Origin of the sequence: Pediococcus pentosaceus (assembly GCF_001437285.1) — a bacterium.
Lineage (GTDB): Bacteria > Bacillota > Bacilli > Lactobacillales > Lactobacillaceae > Pediococcus > Pediococcus pentosaceus.
This window is the reverse complement of the sequence record NZ_JQBF01000001.1, coordinates 58,133-74,520: the sequence shown is the minus strand read 5'-3', so window position 1 is coordinate 74,520 and position 16,388 is coordinate 58,133. Positions and strand designations below refer to the sequence as shown.

At 37.0% G+C, this 16,388-nt stretch carries 15 protein-coding genes, 1 pseudogene and 1 riboswitch; of the genes and pseudogenes, 7 read left to right on the top strand and 9 right to left on the bottom strand.

The window, feature by feature from the left end; all coding sequences use genetic code 11:
- Window positions 1-25: 25 nt before the first annotated feature.
- The 5 genes from nagE to ribD form a co-directional block, all read right to left on the bottom strand.
- On the bottom strand, window positions 26-2,005 hold the full coding sequence (nagE, locus tag IV86_RS00340) for an N-acetylglucosamine-specific PTS transporter subunit IIBC (RefSeq protein WP_002833829.1): 1,980 nt from the start codon (window positions 2,003-2,005) through the stop codon (window positions 26-28).
- 284 nt (window positions 2,006-2,289) lie between these two features.
- Entirely contained in the window at window positions 2,290-2,760 is a 471-nt protein-coding gene (gene ribH, locus IV86_RS00335; protein WP_002833830.1) for a 6,7-dimethyl-8-ribityllumazine synthase, read from the bottom strand.
- Window positions 2,761-3,975, bottom strand: coding sequence for a bifunctional 3,4-dihydroxy-2-butanone-4-phosphate synthase/GTP cyclohydrolase II (locus tag IV86_RS00330; protein WP_002833831.1), 1,215 nt, complete (start codon window positions 3,973-3,975; stop codon window positions 2,761-2,763).
- Window positions 3,965-4,570 (bottom strand): riboflavin synthase, encoded by a 606-nt coding sequence (locus tag IV86_RS00325; protein ID WP_002833832.1) that lies wholly within the window; start codon window positions 4,568-4,570, stop codon window positions 3,965-3,967. Before IV86_RS00325 ends, IV86_RS00330 begins: the two co-directional genes overlap by 11 nt.
- Complete coding sequence (ribD, locus tag IV86_RS00320) at window positions 4,571-5,632, bottom strand: bifunctional diaminohydroxyphosphoribosylaminopyrimidine deaminase/5-amino-6-(5-phosphoribosylamino)uracil reductase RibD (RefSeq protein WP_172643141.1); 1,062 nt, start codon at window positions 5,630-5,632, stop codon at window positions 4,571-4,573.
- 115 nt (window positions 5,633-5,747) lie between these two features.
- Window positions 5,748-5,880, bottom strand: a riboswitch (FMN riboswitch).
- Window positions 5,881-6,073: 193 nt separating this feature from the next.
- Here ribD and IV86_RS00315 point away from each other — a divergent pair.
- The 6 genes and pseudogenes from IV86_RS00315 (at window position 6,074) to IV86_RS00295 (ending at window position 10,676) form a co-directional block, all read left to right on the top strand.
- Window positions 6,074-7,444, top strand: a complete 1,371-nt coding sequence (locus IV86_RS00315) for an NAD-dependent succinate-semialdehyde dehydrogenase (protein ID WP_002833834.1) — start codon at window positions 6,074-6,076, stop codon at window positions 7,442-7,444.
- Between the two features lie 87 nt (window positions 7,445-7,531).
- Window positions 7,532-8,719, top strand: a complete 1,188-nt coding sequence (locus IV86_RS00310; RefSeq protein ID WP_056979281.1) for an acetate/propionate family kinase — start codon at window positions 7,532-7,534, stop codon at window positions 8,717-8,719.
- A gap of 103 nt (window positions 8,720-8,822) precedes the next feature.
- A complete protein-coding gene (locus IV86_RS00305) occupies window positions 8,823-9,143 on the top strand; it encodes a PadR family transcriptional regulator (RefSeq protein WP_002833836.1) in 321 nt (106 codons plus the stop codon).
- A gap of 34 nt (window positions 9,144-9,177) precedes the next feature.
- Window positions 9,178-9,285, top strand: a pseudogene (locus tag IV86_RS08930) (DUF1700 domain-containing protein); the annotation flags it as partial.
- Window positions 9,286-9,453: 168 nt separating this feature from the next.
- The gene (locus IV86_RS08820; RefSeq protein ID WP_232625453.1) at window positions 9,454-9,756 is read left to right on the top strand and encodes a hypothetical protein; all 303 of its coding nucleotides are present in this window, start codon (window positions 9,454-9,456) and stop codon (window positions 9,754-9,756) included.
- Window positions 9,756-10,676, top strand: a complete 921-nt coding sequence (locus IV86_RS00295; RefSeq protein ID WP_002833838.1) for a DUF4097 domain-containing protein — start codon at window positions 9,756-9,758, stop codon at window positions 10,674-10,676. Before IV86_RS08820 ends, IV86_RS00295 begins: the two co-directional genes overlap by 1 nt.
- A gap of 31 nt (window positions 10,677-10,707) precedes the next feature.
- Here IV86_RS00295 and IV86_RS00290 read toward each other — a convergent pair whose 3' ends face one another.
- Complete coding sequence (locus tag IV86_RS00290) at window positions 10,708-11,781, bottom strand: S66 family peptidase (protein WP_002833839.1); 1,074 nt, start codon at window positions 11,779-11,781, stop codon at window positions 10,708-10,710.
- Between the two features lie 205 nt (window positions 11,782-11,986).
- Here IV86_RS00290 and IV86_RS00285 point away from each other — a divergent pair, with 205 nt between their 5' ends.
- Window positions 11,987-12,214, top strand: a complete 228-nt coding sequence (locus IV86_RS00285) for a DUF454 family protein (protein ID WP_002833840.1) — start codon at window positions 11,987-11,989, stop codon at window positions 12,212-12,214.
- A 121-nt stretch (window positions 12,215-12,335) separates the two neighbouring features.
- On the opposite strand, the gene IV86_RS00280 is transcribed toward IV86_RS00285, so the two are convergent.
- The 3 genes from IV86_RS00280 to rlmH form a co-directional block, all read right to left on the bottom strand.
- The gene (locus IV86_RS00280; protein WP_002833841.1) at window positions 12,336-15,197 is read right to left on the bottom strand and encodes a DEAD/DEAH box helicase; all 2,862 of its coding nucleotides are present in this window, start codon (window positions 15,195-15,197) and stop codon (window positions 12,336-12,338) included.
- Complete coding sequence (locus IV86_RS00275) at window positions 15,194-15,610, bottom strand: (deoxy)nucleoside triphosphate pyrophosphohydrolase (RefSeq protein ID WP_002833842.1); 417 nt, start codon at window positions 15,608-15,610, stop codon at window positions 15,194-15,196. The genes IV86_RS00280 and IV86_RS00275 overlap by 4 nt, the downstream gene beginning before the upstream one ends.
- Window positions 15,611-15,765: 155 nt before the next feature.
- On the bottom strand, window positions 15,766-16,245 hold the full coding sequence (gene rlmH / locus IV86_RS00270; protein WP_002833843.1) for a 23S rRNA (pseudouridine(1915)-N(3))-methyltransferase RlmH: 480 nt from the start codon (window positions 16,243-16,245) through the stop codon (window positions 15,766-15,768).
- Between the last annotated feature and the right edge of the window lie 143 nt (window positions 16,246-16,388).

Below are 16,388 nucleotides of genomic sequence, written 5' to 3'. Positions count from 1 at the left end.
TTTAGAGGATTTTGCTTCACTTATTTTACTTAGTAGTTGTTTTAAGAACTAAGGATTCTGGTGTAACTAATGCATTACCTTTGAACTTCATCACCCGAACTGCATCCATGTTCGTAACGATGACGATCATTGGTGTCTGCTTACCCGCATTTTTAATTGCGTCTAAGTCAACTTTAGCTACAACGTCACCATGTTTAACCGTTTGTCCATCTTCTACCTTAACATCGAATGGAGCACCATTTAATTCAACAGTGTCGATTCCCATATGAAGAAGGATTTCTAAACCAGCATCTGTCTTGAAACCAATTGCATGTTTAGTAGGGAATACTGATGTAATTGTTCCATCAACTGGAGCAGTAATCGTTCCATCAGTAGGATTAATAGCATATCCGTCACCCAACATCTTTTGAGCAAACGTGTCATCAGGAACTTCCTCAATATCCATGTATTGTCCATTAGCAACACTATAGAACTCTTCCGTAACATCCCGTTTAATACCATCAGCAACCGTTTCTTCTGTTGGAGCTGTTTCATCCGCAGTCTTCACTGAAGAAATTGGGGCCTTAGCATTCTCTAATTTTGCAAGTGCATCTGAAACAAATTGAACTTCAGTACCAATAATAATTTGTAGATTATTCTTATCAATCTTGTTTAATCCAGCAGCACCACTGCGTTTAATTGCATTTTCATTAATATTATCTGTATCATTCAATTTAAGACGAAGACGTGTCGTACAGTTGTCCACGACTTGTAAGTTGTCTGAACCGCCTAAAGCAGCGTAGATCTTTTTAGCTTGAACAGTATACTTATCATCTGAATCATTAGTTGCAACTTCTTCAACATCATCGTCCTCAGCTAATTCTTCGCGACCTGGAGTCATCAAATGGAATTTCTTAATCGCAAAATCGAAACCAAAATAGTAAATTACAGCCATTACGAGGCCTTGAACAATTAACCATAATGGTTGGTTAGCGATCGGGTTCTTCAAACTAAGCACATAATCAACTAAACCGGCACTGAATGCAAAACCAGCTGTCCAATGCATAAATGCCGCAAATGCGAGTGAAAGACCAGTAAAGATTGCGTGCAATACGTATAGAGGCCATGCAACAAACATAAATGAGAATTCAAGTGGTTCTGTAACACCGGTGAAGAATGAAGCAAATGCAGCAGCTAACATCAATGATGCTGTAGTTGCTTTGTTTTCAGGACGAGCATTTTTGTAAATAGCGTAAGCTCCGGCTGGAAGTCCAAACATCATGATTGGGAAGAATCCAGCTTGGTACATACCTGTAACACCCTTTGTACCTTGAGAAGCCAAGAATTTACCAATATCATTAATCCCAGCCACGTCAAACCAGAATACGGAATTCAAAGCTTGATGTAAACCAGTTGGGATAAGGAGACGGTTGAAGAAACCGTACAATCCAGCACCAACCCAGCCTAAGTTCAAGATAAACTTAGCAAACGCAACGAGAGCGCCGTAAACTGGTGGCCAAACAAATAGTAACACTACACTGACAAGTAGCATAACAAGGGCAGCCATAATTGGTACTAAACGCTTACCACTAAAGAAGGAAAGAGCCATCGGTAATTTTGTTTCGTGGAATCGATTGTATAATGCTGCAGCAATCAAACCAGCGATAATACCGATAAATACATTTCCAATTTGAGCAAACGAAGCATCAACGGCTGTAGGTTTGATGTTCATTAATGTAGCAACCGATTCAGGCTTTAATACATTGACCGGTAGCTCAAAGGCAACTAACCCAGCGAGGGCAGCAGCCCCAGATTGATCGACAGACATCCCGAGGGCTAAACCAACGGCAAATAATAGCGGTAGTTGACCTAAAACAGCGTTACCACCGGCTTGTAAGAAATGAGCAACTACGTCATTACTGTAAGAAGCCCACCAGTTACCAATACCAACCAGCAAAGCGGCGGCAGGCAAAACGGCTACGGGAAGTTGTAAAGAACGACCCATGCGTTGCAAATATGCTTTCATGAATAATACCTCCAAATAGAATATTGAATAAATGCGATAATCCAATTCTATGTTAGTGGAAACGCTATTTCAAGCGTAAATTATTGGTATAATCCGCTTTATAGGGCTTATTTTATAAAAATTAAAATTGGTATATACCTATTATCGGTTTTTGAAAGCGCTATTTTAAGAAAAAACTACATATTTAAATTTACCGTGGTCTAAAGGACTAAAGTTTTTCAAAAAAATATTGGTTTCAACCTCCGTAGACCGCTTTTTTGAACAACCATTAAATCCTTGTATCACTATTCCCTATCTATTGTTTGCTCAATATCAATCATTTCCAGTAGCCCCGTTGCACATTCACTACCCTTATTTCCGGCTTTACCACCCGCTCGATTAAGAGCCTGTTCCATATTTTCTGTCATGAGCACCCCAAACATTACCGGTACTTTTCCTTCTAACGCTATTTGAGCGATTCCACTTGTTACTCCTGAACAAACCGATTCGTAATGCGATGTTTCGCCTCGAACGACTGCTCCTAAAGTAATTATTCCGTCTACATTACCTTTCTGGCTTATTTTTTGAGCTACGCGTGGAATTTCAAACGCTCCAGGTACCCAATAAACATCGATAGCTTCCTTGGAAACTCCATTTTGAGCTAAAGTTTGAAAAGCCCCATCCAGTAAACGCTTTGTCACTAAATCATTAAAACGCGCTACTATAATCGCGATTTTAAGTTTACTTCCATTAAAAGTACCAAAATATTCTGTCATTTAATCCATTCCTTTCAATAAATGATGCATTTTTTCTTTTTTAACTTTTAAATAGCTTCGATTTTCGGGATGTGCTGGGATTTGGATTGTCACTCGCTCCTCTACCTTGATTCCCAATGTTTCTAATTGTTTAATCTTGTCAGGATTATTGGTTAGTAGATTAACTTTCGTGACTCCCTTTTTTCTTAGAATTGCAGCAGCTACTCCATAATGCCGTTCGTCAGCTTGAAATCCTAACTTCAGATTAGCTTCAACTGTATCCATCCCTTGCTCTTGAAGTTCATAAGCCTTTAATTTATTAGCAAGACCAATTCCTCTACCCTCTTGGCGTAAATACAACAAAGCTCCTCTTCCACGGCTTTGGATTTCCTTTAAGGAACGTTCTAATTGCTCACCACAATCACATCGCTTGGAACCAAAAATATCACCAGTTAAACATTCGGAGTGGATTCGAAGTAACAAGGGTTGAACTTCAGATAGATTTCCTTTAGTTAAAAGTAAAGTTGGTTCCTGCCCAGCCCCCGTATCAAAAGCTTCCATCTCAAATTCCCCATATTTAGTAGGTAGATGGACTTTCGCAACCGATTTAACTATTCCAGCATCTTTCATATAACGATATATTTTAATTTCTTCAATGGTTAATAGTGGCATTTGCATTCCTTCGGCCAAGGATTTAAGGGTGTTTCGACGGGCCATTGTGCCGTCTTTTTTCAAAACTTCCGTAATGTAGGCTACTGGCCGAACTCCAGCTAACTTAGCCAGATCAACTGCCGCTTCAGTATGCCCACCTCTTGCTAGCACCCCACCTTCTTCAGCAATTAGGGGAAAGACATGCCCTGGATGATAAAATTCACTAAATTTAGCTTGGGGATCCGCTAACTTTTGAATGGTTTTAGCGCGGTCAAAAGCTGAAATCCCTGTTTTAGTGGTTTTAGCATCGGTACTGATGGTAAATGCCGTTCCAAAAGCATCTTCCGCATTAGTAACCATTGGTGATAATCCCAATTTTTGAGCTATCTCCGCACTCATCGGTACGCACAACAGTCCTCGAGCATTGGTAACCATCGTATTGACTGCTTTTGGGGTAACATATTCGGCCAATCCCACCATGTCTCCTTCACTTTCACGATTTTCATCGTCCGTTATGATAATAAGACCACCATTTTTCAAAGTTTGTAGAGCATTTTCAACTTTTTCAATTATTCTATTTTTCATTATTTACACCACGATTTTCGTTTAAAATGTATTTCCCTAAAATATCAGTTTCAACATTCACAACATCATTAGCCTTTAAATTACCTAGCGTGGTTACTTGTAAGGTATGTGGAATCAAACTAACTTCAAACAGCTGCTTCTCCACCGCTGAAACCGTTAAACTCACTCCATCGATGGTGATCGAGCCCTTTTCGACCACGTAATCTATATAGTCAGGATTAATTTCAAAGGTTAGGACGATTGAATTTTCATCTAACACTCTGTTAACTAATTTGGCCGTTGTATCTACATGTCCCAAAACAAAATGACCATCTAAGCGGTCTGTGGCTAGCAAAGCCGGTTCTAGATTAACTTCCATTCCATCTTTCATATTCGCAAGGCTCGTTCGATGGGTTGTTTCGGGCATTACTTCGACGGTAAATCCTTCGTTTAAAATGCTAGTAATCGTTAAACAAATCCCATTGATGGCAATGCTATCTCCAATTTTGCTATGAATTTGGTGGGTCATCGGTGTGGCAATCGTAATTTGCGCGGTTGCTTGATTGCGTTTAATCTGGCTGATAATGCCTTTTGCTTTAATTATTCCAGTAAACATCTATACTCTCCTCAGTCTAAATTTCATATCTGGCCCCAATTCCATTTTTTCAACTAACTGATATGCATTCGATTGATATGGTAATTGAGTAGGGTTAAATATCGCTGGTAACCCCGTCGCTCCGTAAATACGTGGTGCAAGATAGACATTAATTTCATCCACCAGACCGCTTGCTAAAAACTCGGCGTGAATTTGACTCCCACCTTCAACTAAAACACTTTGAATCCCTCGTTTAGCCAGTAGCGTTAGGATTTTATTGGGGGTCCACCGATCAGAAATCACTTCTACGTTATTCGGCCACTGTCGTCGAGTTACGGATGAAGTAAGTAATAAGATTGGATCTGCTGTTTTAAAAAACGCATAATCTTCAACTTTAAGTTGATCTACATCCCTTATCAAAACCATTCGCCAAGGTTGCTGATAAACAGCGATTTGGCGGACTGTTAATTGGGGATGATCAACTTTTAATGTGTTTTCACCAACCAAAATTGCTTGATATTCTGCCCGTAATTGCTGGCTGTCTTGATAGGCTTCTTTACCAGTAATAATGCTGCGTTGGTTGGCCTGCTGGTTAATTTTTCCATCCAAAGTCATGGCATACTTTACATTTACATACGGACGCTGATGCTGATAGAAAAAATTGTATTTAACATTTAATCCTCCAGTTTGGTTTAAAACTTTTATTTCAATTCCAGCATCCCTTAAAATTTGAAGTCCTCGACCCGCGACTAATGGATTCGGATCTTTTTGACCAACTACAACTGCTTTAATACCTACTTCAGCTAACTTTTTAGCACAAGGAGGCGTCTTACCAAAGTGACTGCACGGCTCTAAGCTGACGTACATCTTAGCACCTCTAGCTTGTTTTAGATCATCTAAGTGCTGCAAAGCATCAATTTCAGCATGAGCAGCTCCAAACTGGTGATGATACCCTTTAGCTAAAACCACGTTGTTCTTAACGATTACCGCTCCCACTAAAGGGTTCGTCCACGTTTGATACTTCCCTTTCTTTGCCATTTCGAAAGCTAAATTCATATAATCTTGTTCACTAATCAAAATCACCCCACGAAAAAAGCCCCACACAAAATTTGTGCGGGGCATGATTTTTGATAGCTAAATAAGACTCCATACGAGCATGCACGCCAAAAAGCGTACAAAAGAGTACGAAATTTAAATAACGTTTCTTCTCCCATCCAGACTATACTGTCGGTCCTAGACTCTCACTAGGTCCACCGCTACTCGCGGGTCACGGACTTCAACCCTTGGTTGTTACCGTCGGTCGGGAATTACACCCTGCCCCGAAGAAATCTATTCAGTTTTCGCTCTGTAGTCTACGCTAAGATAATATATTTTGCAAATCTGAACCTTCACTTTAATCTAACCACTCTATAAAATGTGCTGTATTTTCTCAAATATTGAATTTTACCAATTTAAGCTTTATCACTTGAATGAAAGCGCATTCTTTTGCACAATAGAACCATATCTAGAAAAGGAGACTTTTATATGGCATATCATTCAGTAAATCCGTACGACGGACAATTAATTCGCACATTTCCTAATACAACCGACCAAGAAGTCGAAGTTGCTTTGAAGAATGCTGATATTTTTTATCAATTTGCAAAAACTCAACCCATTGAAAAAAGAGCCGAAAAACTTCAAGAGCTAGCCGATGAGTTTAAAAATAACATTGACCATTACGCTCGCCTTATTACAACTAACATGGGAAAGTTGTTTAAGGAATCTCAAGCTGAAGTTCAAAAGACCTCTGATTTTGCAGAATACTATGCTAAAAATGGAGCAGCAGCTTTGGCAGACGTTGAGTATCACGATGCTCCAGGGGTTAAAGCCCACGTTGAGTACCAATCGATTGGAGCAGTCTTTATGATTGAACCTTGGAACTTCCCGTATGCTCAAATTATGCGGGTCTTTGCTCCTAATTTTATTGCGGGAAACCCTGTCTTACTAAAAGACCCTAGTATCATTCCCGAATGTGCTCAAGCCTTTGAGGATGCGACCTTGAAGGTTGGTATTCCAACGGGAGCATTTAAAAATTTATTTATCAATTACGACCAAGTTAGTCAAATCATCAGTGATCATCGGGTTCAAGGTGTTGCTTTAACTGGCTCTGAAGGGGTTGGTAAAAAGATTGCGTCCGAAGCAGGAGCAAATTTGAAAAAATCAACCATGGAATTAGGCGGAACCGATGCCTTTGTTGTCTTAAAAGACGCTGATTTGAAAAAAGCAATTGAAGTTGCTGCTAAAGCTCGTCTTAGCAATGCTGGACAAGTCTGCACGGCTGCTAAACGTTTTATCGTCCAAGAAGATGTTTACGACGCCTTTCTTGAAGGTCTTAGCCAGCAATTTGCAAAACGTCGGTTGGGAGACCCACTAGACCCCGAAACAACTTTGGCGCCACTTTCATCCAAGTCTGCTCAAGAAAAACTAAGAAAACAAGTGGACATGGCCTTAGCCGGTGGTGCTAAACTACTTTGGGGTAACAACACGCCTATTAAAGGCCCTGGTGCCGGCTTTTATCCTCTCATCATTAGTGGTATGAAATCAGATAACCCGATGTATGATCAGGAACTATTTGGTCCAGTTGCTCAAGTTTACAAGGTTAAGGATGAAGAAGAAGCGATTGAAGTTGCTAATGCTTCTCAACACGGACTAGGTGGGACCGTATTTTCCGAAGACTTAGAACAAGCTGAACGAGTAGCTTCGAAGATTGAAACAGGCCAAGTTGCCATTAATCAATTACTAACTTCATATCCTCAGTTCCCATTTGGTGGAGTTAAATTCTCTGGTTACGGACGTGAACTTAGTGATTTAGGTATTCGTGAATTCATTAACGCAAAAACTATTATCGATAGTTAAGTATTTTTGTTGGAAATCCGGTATAATTGTAAGCGGATACAAAAACTAATTTCCAATAAATCTACACATGTTAGCGAGGAATATCTCATGAAAAAAGACTTAGTTATTAATGCGGGCAGTTCAACTCTGAAATGGAAGTTGTTTTCGATTCCTGACGAAACAGTAATCGCAACTGGATTGATTGACCGAATCAATCTTCCCAACTCCGTTTTTATGGTTAAACGCCCCCATCACGATCCTTATAAAGTAGTAAAACCTTCAATCACCTATGATTTAGCGGTTACCATGTTACTTTCTTTCCTTAAAGATCATGGACTAGTCGAGCATTTACGTGAGATTACTGGAATTGGGCATCGCGTTGTCGCAGGGGGCGAACACTTTAAAGACTCGGTTTTAATCGATGATGAAGTTTTAGCCGAAATCCAAAATTTAGCTGAATATGCCCCACTTCATAACCCGGTTCAGGCCCGCTACATTGAAATTTTTAAACAGCTCCTGTCAGATGTTCGTCAAGTGGCGGTTTTCGACACTTCGTTATACGCTGATATGCCGAAAGTTAACTGCCTCTACCCCATCCCTTACGAATACTACACAGACTTAGGGATTCGTAAATATGGTGCGCATGGGACCAGTCATCGGTATGTCGCCAATCGGGCAGCAGCTCTTCTAAAAAAAGATTTAAGCGATTTGAAAATGATTACGTGTCATCTCGGTTCCGGTTCATCAATTACGGCCTTTAATCAAGGACGTGTAATCGATACCTCTATGGGATTCACTCCCTTAGGCGGGGTAATGATGGCGACTCGATCGGGAGATTTAGATCCATCACTGGTCGGTTTTCTAGCTGAAAAATTAGGGATTAGTGTTAACGAAGTGATTGATATTCTAAATCAAAAATCAGGGTTATTAGGAATTTCCCAATTATCTCCTGACCAACGGGATTTGGAAGACGCCGAAAATTCTAATCCTCAAGCTAAGTTAGCATTGGAAATGTTCATTAACCGCGTAGTCCGTTTTATTGGTAGCTATGTGGCTGAACTTGGTGGATTAGATGCTCTGATTTTCACTGCTGGCTGTGGTGAAAATGGAATTGCAATGCGGGAACGCATTATGGAACAACTTGCCTACTTCGGCATTAATGCTGATGCTGAGCGTAATAATGTACGTGGTAAAGAACAACAGATTAATCAAGTAACTGATGCGGTTCAAGTTCTCGTTGTACCAACTAATGAAGAATTAATGATTGCTCGCGATATTCAACGAATTTTACGTTAAATTGAACTTCAACCCCCAAGCTTGTAAATAAGCTTGGGGGTTTTCTTTACTATTTTAATCATTTATAATACTATATGAGATATAGTATTATGGAGGTGAACATATGGCAATCCAAATTCCAACCGAATTGCTAGACGGTAGCGTTTTGGGAATATTAAATCATGGAGATTACTATGGTTATGCTCTGACACAGAAAGTTCAAGCAGACTTTCCGATTTCTGAATCAACCATGTATCCTGTCTTACGCCGTTTAAAAAAGAATAATTATTTAACAACCTATGATGAACCCTACCAAGGACGGAATCGAAGGTATTACAAGATAACTCAAGCAGGTAAAGTTCGTTTGGCTGAAATTCAAGCAGAATGGATTACCTTCAAAAATAGGATTGATAAATTAGTTTCAAGGGGTGATTTAAATGAATGATTACATTGAAGAATGAGAGCCCCATCTATCTCCACTCACGCGCGCAGAGCGGTCTGATGTAATTGAGTTTTATAGCGAATATTTACAAGATAGTAGCTTAGTAAGCTATCAACAAGCAGTTTCTTCATTAGGAACACCTAAACAATTAGCACGGAAAATCTTAGCAGACTATTCTATTAAAGCTGGTGAACAATCTGAACCCGAATCGTCGGATTTTAAACGTCCACGGCAGGATGTTAAAACCATTTGGTTGATCATCCTGGCCATTTTCTCTACCCCTATTACAATTCCTCTAGCGCTAGGCTTATTTATGGCCATATTTGGTGTTATTTTTGGGATGGTTGTTGCAATTCTTGGAGTTGGATTGGCTTTCACTATCTTTGGCATTATTGCTATTATTATTTTTATTATTGGTCTAACTCTTTTGGCAACATCCTTTTGGACTGGTATTTATTACATCGGTTTTGGGTTGTTAGTGATTGGGATATATTTAATTTTAATTCCATTTATCCGATGGATATTAATGTTAATTCTTCACGGGACTTCCCTTTTCTTCAGATGGTTATATACCAAGATTGTCACAAGAAGAACAGAAAAAAGAGGTGATCGGTAATGAAAAAAACACTTATTTCGGGGATTATCCTTACCATTTTAGGAGCCGTCCTTTTAGGATTAGGCATCTTACATCACGGCGATCATAATTTAATTTGGCATGATGGCGGATTTAAAATCGAAGATGCTTCAATCAAACATGCTACCTTCAAAGAAGTTCATAATTTAAAAATTAACGCCGATGATGAAGTTCAAATTAAACCTTACGCTGGATCCCAAATTAAAGTCACTTATCGAGGAACCAATACCCTTGATTACCAAGCAACCGACCATCAACTTTCTATTAACGATAATTCAAGAAATGGTTTTACCTTTAATCTAGGACTTGGAAACTTTGCACCGTCTACAATTACTATTTACGTACCAAGTACTAGTAAGCTTAACAAGTTAATTTGTAACACTAGTGGTACAGTTTCTATTACTGATTTGAACTTCAACCAAATCCATCTATCTTCAAATGAAGATGTTGATTTGCACAAAGTTAACGTTAAAGACGAACTCCAAGTTAGTGGTTACTCTGATTTAGAATTACGACAAGTTTCAGCAGCAAGTCTTGCTTATGATAGCAGTGATGGCGATGTTACTATTAATGACTCAAAATTCATTAAGGGCTCATCAAAAATTTTAACTTCAGATGGTGATCTTGAACTTAATGATTCTGACTTCAAACAGCTTAAGTTAGTTAGTGATGACGGCGATCTGAACTTAAATCGGCTTAGTATTTCAGAATCTTTAACCGGTCGTACTAGTGATGGCGATATTCATACTACTCTGAAGGATTCCCGTAATCTAGCAATTAATGCAGATAGCGACGACGGGCACGCTAAAATTTTTGGTAAAAATACAAATTACTATCATCAAGGATCTCAGAAAACTCATTATTCTTTCACTAGTTCCGATGGCAATATTATCGTCAGATAATTAAAAATCCGCCTTTTAAAGGCGGATTTTTTTAGTTGAACAAGGATTCTTGGACTGTTAAAGTTCTTTCATCAAAATCGACGGTAGCTTCTAAATTGTAGGGTATTACTGTTCGGGGATAAGCATGCCCAAAATTTAAGTTAAACATAATTGGAGTTTGATAAACCGCTGTTACCTCAAGTAATATTTTTTGATATTCGTTAAAATAGATTTCATCTTGTGGCTTTCCAACAATTATAGCTGAAACTTTAGATATAATTCCAAATTGATCTAGGGTTTCTAATAATTTTCGATACTCTTTTGGCGTAGGTTTCTCTTCACTTGTTTCAATAAACAGAATTTTTCCTAACCATTTTTCGGGTTCAGGTAATAGGCCATATTTTTGAATAATAGCTGGTTGATCAGAGTGACCTTCGCCTAAGACACATTTACCCAAACTATTCAAACAACCGCCGAATAATCTTCCTGTAACTTTCCCTTTTCCACGAAGTACAAGGTAACCATGTTTTTCATCATGTTTAACACGTGGTGTGTTCAGTGCTTTTATCGAGAAATCGACCCGTTCATCATACCAAATTGGGCTAGATTTAATTTCGACTGGAATTTCGTTTTTCAAATAGCTAGCAAAAGTTGCTCGTGTATAAGGCAACATCTGCCTATCTAGCTCGCCTAAATCATTCAATAGGTTTGGACCATAATACGTTATTAGCCCCAGTTTATTTAGCATTAAATGATTGATCGTCGTATCTGAAAAGCCCGTAAAAATTTTAGGATGCGCCTGAACTGCCCTAATAAATTCTTCATCTTCCATCAAATATGGCACTAAACGATAAGTATCATCCCCACCAATTGCACAAATAATTCCTTTAATATCGGCTGTCATAAAAGCTTGTTTGAGATCAGCAGCTCTGGCCTCTGGATGACATTTTAAGTATTCAATCCCTCGACAAGCATTTTTCATAATGATTGGTTGTAAACCAAATTCTTTTAGTCTTTGTATTCCTTGCTTCAATTCGTGTTCAGCAAAGCTTTCACCCAATACTCCACTGGATAGACTCACGATCGCTACTTTATCACCGCGTACTAGTGCCTTCGGTTTTTTCATTACCTCTCACCTCACTTTAACTTCACCTGAAGTTGAAATTATCGATCTTATTTTTCTGCCTGTATTATTCAAATATTTAGCGCCCATTATAAGCCAAACTGTCTAAAAATTCATTTAATATTCTTAAGTAACTTTAAAAGCTCATCCATTTTGCTCGTTTAGTTTACTAAAACATGCTAACTTATATCCTTAAGGAGATGACTAAATGACTTTCATAATCACACGATTTTTTTGGCTAACCTCTGCCTTCTTCAATACTGTCCTAGGAATAATCGGCTTAGCGCTACCAGTTATGCCAGCTTCTCCATTCTTCATTCTCGCTTTAATCTCTGTAAAAAAAGCTTCACCTGAAACTCACCAACGTATCATTAAGACCCGACCATTTGTCTGGTTGCAAGGCAAATTTCCAATTGTGGGAAAATGGTTAGGATAAATAAAAAACGCCTAAAAAGGCGTTTTTTATTTGTTCATATAATTTGAAATATTTTCTCATACTTTTGTACCAAACTATCTTCAAATTTTTTTAATATCGATGTTATTTTTCAGCAACCACATTACTTTTCAAAAAGCTTATACTTATCTTGCCTAACAGTATTTTTTAATTTCAATTGAACTTTAACTATAGGTTCAATTTTATCACTGTTAACTTGAAATTCTTCTTGTTCAGCTTGAACAACATTAACTTCCCCAAAATAGTAAAAATCACTACCTTCATCATCATTTTTCTTGATAAATAATTGGATAGTCGTGTTTTTATTTAATATTTTTTTCATTTCATTGGAATCAATTTTAACATTGTGACGAGTGTACCACTGGAATATATCTCTATTAATAAATTTATCTTGGTATTTAATACTATCTTCTATGGCATCAGATTTAGAATAGGTTACGAAGATTGGACAGACATTTTCCTTAACTTTATATCCGTACACGGTTGAACTGTCTCCTTCTGTCCACCCTATGATTCGGCAAACGTCTTTTCTAGAATACCGCTGATATAATGAAAAAGGTTTTGTTATATCGTATTCTTTTGCATTTTCCAGTCCCGCCTTTATCGCATCCAAAACTAATAGTTTGAAATCGGGATTGTTCTCGAAACTATTCTTGAATTTTTCACTAATTTGGTAGATATTCTTGTTATCTTTTACTATTTGTTCCATTCCATATTTTTTCCGATTAGCTTTTTTAAAAAATTCCAATGACATAACTTGTTCTACAGATTTTTCTACCGATTCATTATAAAAAATTCCCTTTTCTCTAACAGACTTTATAAAATCTCCCTTTACTAATTGTCCATCACATTCTAGAATTTCTTCTAATAATAGAAGTTCAACAATTCTTTTTCCATTCGTTAATTCTGCAGAAATAAAAGTTAGGATCTCTTCTTCAGCATGAGTCAAATGAAACTCTTCCTTCATTTTCAGCAAAAACTGGTAATAATTTCTATATTTTTTTATAAAAACGGAACTATTTACTGTTCCAAAAGATTGAAAATCTAATAAGAAGGGGACTCTCCCTAAACGTGCTTTTAAATCTTCATAATCGTCATGCAATATCTTCATGCTATCTAAAGATGTATTATTTATAGATTGATAAATCTTTTCTTTTGCAATATCCGAAAAATTAACAGTGGATATCCCCGCAATTTCATTTAATTCCAAATCATCTCGTGCACTATTTTTATCCCGCGACTTATCACCAACTAGTGCAATAGGGATTAGGTAGTTATTTTTATAATTTCCGATAAAATCAATGACTGTTACATATTTTTTATTTTCTGATTTTCTCAATCCTCGTCCTAATTGCTGAATAAAAACAATACTAGATTGTGTGTTTCTTAACATTACTACCTGATTTACACATGGTATATCAATACCCTCATTAAAAACATCAATTGTAATAATATATTCTATTTTCCGTTGTTCCAGTTCCTCAATAATCTTTTCACGTTCCCACTGAGGAGTTTCACCTGTTAATGCCTTACTAGGATGTCTCTTCAAGCTAAGTGTTTCCGCTAATCTCTTGGCTTCCTCTGTTCTACTACAAAATATTAGACCTTGGAGAGCTTCTCCTGAGTAACTGTAATATTCAGTCTGTTTAATAACGTAATCTACACGATCTTCAGATACTAACCAATTTAGTTGACTAGTGTCGTCAGTAATTTGCCCATCTACTTCATAGTCAGTAATGCCAATATAATGAAACGGACATAACATGTTCTCATCTAAAGCTTTTTGCAGTCTAATTTCGTATGCAATGTTGTAGTCAAACAATTCATATAAATTAAAATTGTCCATTCTGTCTGGTGTTGCAGTCATTCCTAGCATAAATTGTGGAGTAAAATAATTTAACACTTTTTTATAAGATTCAGCTCCAGCCCGATGTGTCTCATCAACTAAGATATAATCAAATTCATCCTTATCGAAACGTTCTAGCCAATTGTCTCGCGAAAGCGTCTGTATGGTAGCGAATAGGTATTTCCCTTCAAAATCTTTTGAATTTCCGGATACTTTTCCAAAAGCCTCTGCAGGTTCATTGCTAAGAATCTTCTTAAAACTGGATATAGTTTTATCTAAAATTTGTTCCCTGTGTACTATGTATAGAAATTTATCAGGGCTAAATTTTTTTACGTCAAATGCCCCCAAATATGTTTTACCCGTTCCTGTTGCCGAGATAACTAGTGCTCTTTGAGCTCCATTAGATCGGATATTTTCTATATTAGTTAAAGCCTCTTGCTGCATTAAGTTAGGGTTGATCTCTTTTGAAGTTTCATACTCTGGAATTTCTTCTTCAATTTTTGCTTTTAAATAGCGTTGTTGGCTTTTTTCATATTTAATTTTGTACCCTTCGATCCACTTTTCTGTTAAAGAGTGTGACTTTTTCCACTGATTTTCAATTTCCTCAATTATCTTTCTAGTAATTTCTCCATCCTGGTAAGATGTAACTCTAAGATTCCATTCATAATTAGTAGCTACTGCCGCTTCTGTAAGATTTGAACTACCTATAATTGCAGTTTGGTAAACATCATTATGATTAAAAATGTATCCCTTAGCATGAAAAGTATGAATATCTGCAATTCTAACTTCTACATTTTTTAATTTTTTTAACTCATAGAACATTTTTGGCGAATTAAACTCCAAATAATCGGAAGTCAGTATTCGCCCCTTTATACCTCTTCGAGCTAAATCAGCCAGTTTTACTTTTAACGGTGTAAGAGCGCCTTCTGTAATAAACGCTATTACAAAGATAAATGATGAACAATGAATAAGCTCATGATCAATATGATCACGCATTGTATCTCCTTTAGCATTTAAAATGAACCGCGGCACCATTTCTTCGTTCCCAATAATATCTTTATCCACAAAACCTTGTGTCAGAGCATTTTGAATTTCATTTTTTATTTTTGTTAATTTCATCCGAATTTTACCTTCGAAAGATCAGCTTTACATATCTCACCCACTGCTAATTGATCAGCATCTGCCCATTTTACTGTTTTTAGCTCTTCTTGGGACATCCATTCTATTTTACTATGAGCAATTAGATTAAAATTATGAGTTATAAATTTTGCATAGTATACTGTAAGATTTACAGTCCCAAAATCATATTCAAAACTACTTGTATCTGTTACCTTATCACCGACTTGTATGTCGTCATTAAATTCTTCAAATAGTTCTCTTTTCAAAGCTTGTTCTGGAGTTTCACCTTTTTCAATTTTTCCACCTGGAAATTCCCAAAGCGTTCCTAAAATGCGGTCATCGCTACGTTTAGTAGCTAAAATTTTATCATCTTCTATAAAAGCAGCTCCAACAACATCGATATTTTTTTTCATAAGTTTATACCCCATTCATTTCAGACTTTACTTATATTATAACTTTCAAACTACCAATTATTTTATATCTTTAAGTTTACAAAAAAACAACTTTCATCATGGAAAGTCGTTTCTTCTAATATTTTATTAAGCGTACAAGCATATTATTGAATTCTTTATTTATGATACGGACTTCCCGCCTGAATCATAAACGAACGATAAATTTGCTCAGTTAACACTAGTCGCATCAATTGGTGGGGTAGAGTAAAGCGCCCAAATGAAATGGCGGAATTAGAACGTTTCATTACTGCATCACTAAGACCTAACGAACCCCCGATCACAAATGTGATATCAGAGTTTCCATAAGTAGTTAATTTAGCCATCTCTGCTGATAATTCTTCAGAAGAGCGTTCTTTTCCTTTGATTTCTAGGGTAAAAACATAGTCTCGATCTTTAATTTTACCTAAAATACGTTCTCCTTCCTTAACTTTAACTTCATTCATTTGAGCATCGCTTAAACTTTCGGGTGCTTTTTCATCTGGAACTTCAATAATTTGGAACTTACAAAATTTTGACAATCTTTTCGAGTATTCTGCTATCCCCTGTTTCAAATATTTTTCTTTTAACTTTCCCACAACAATAATTTTAATATTCACTTCTTTTGCACATCCTTTTTTAAGTTATTAACAAAGTTATCCACAGGCTAATTTTTACACTCACAACATATTGGGCCGAATTTATGTTCGACACTACATTTGTGGATAAGATTTTGTCAACAGTTTTTTTAGTTATCCACAAT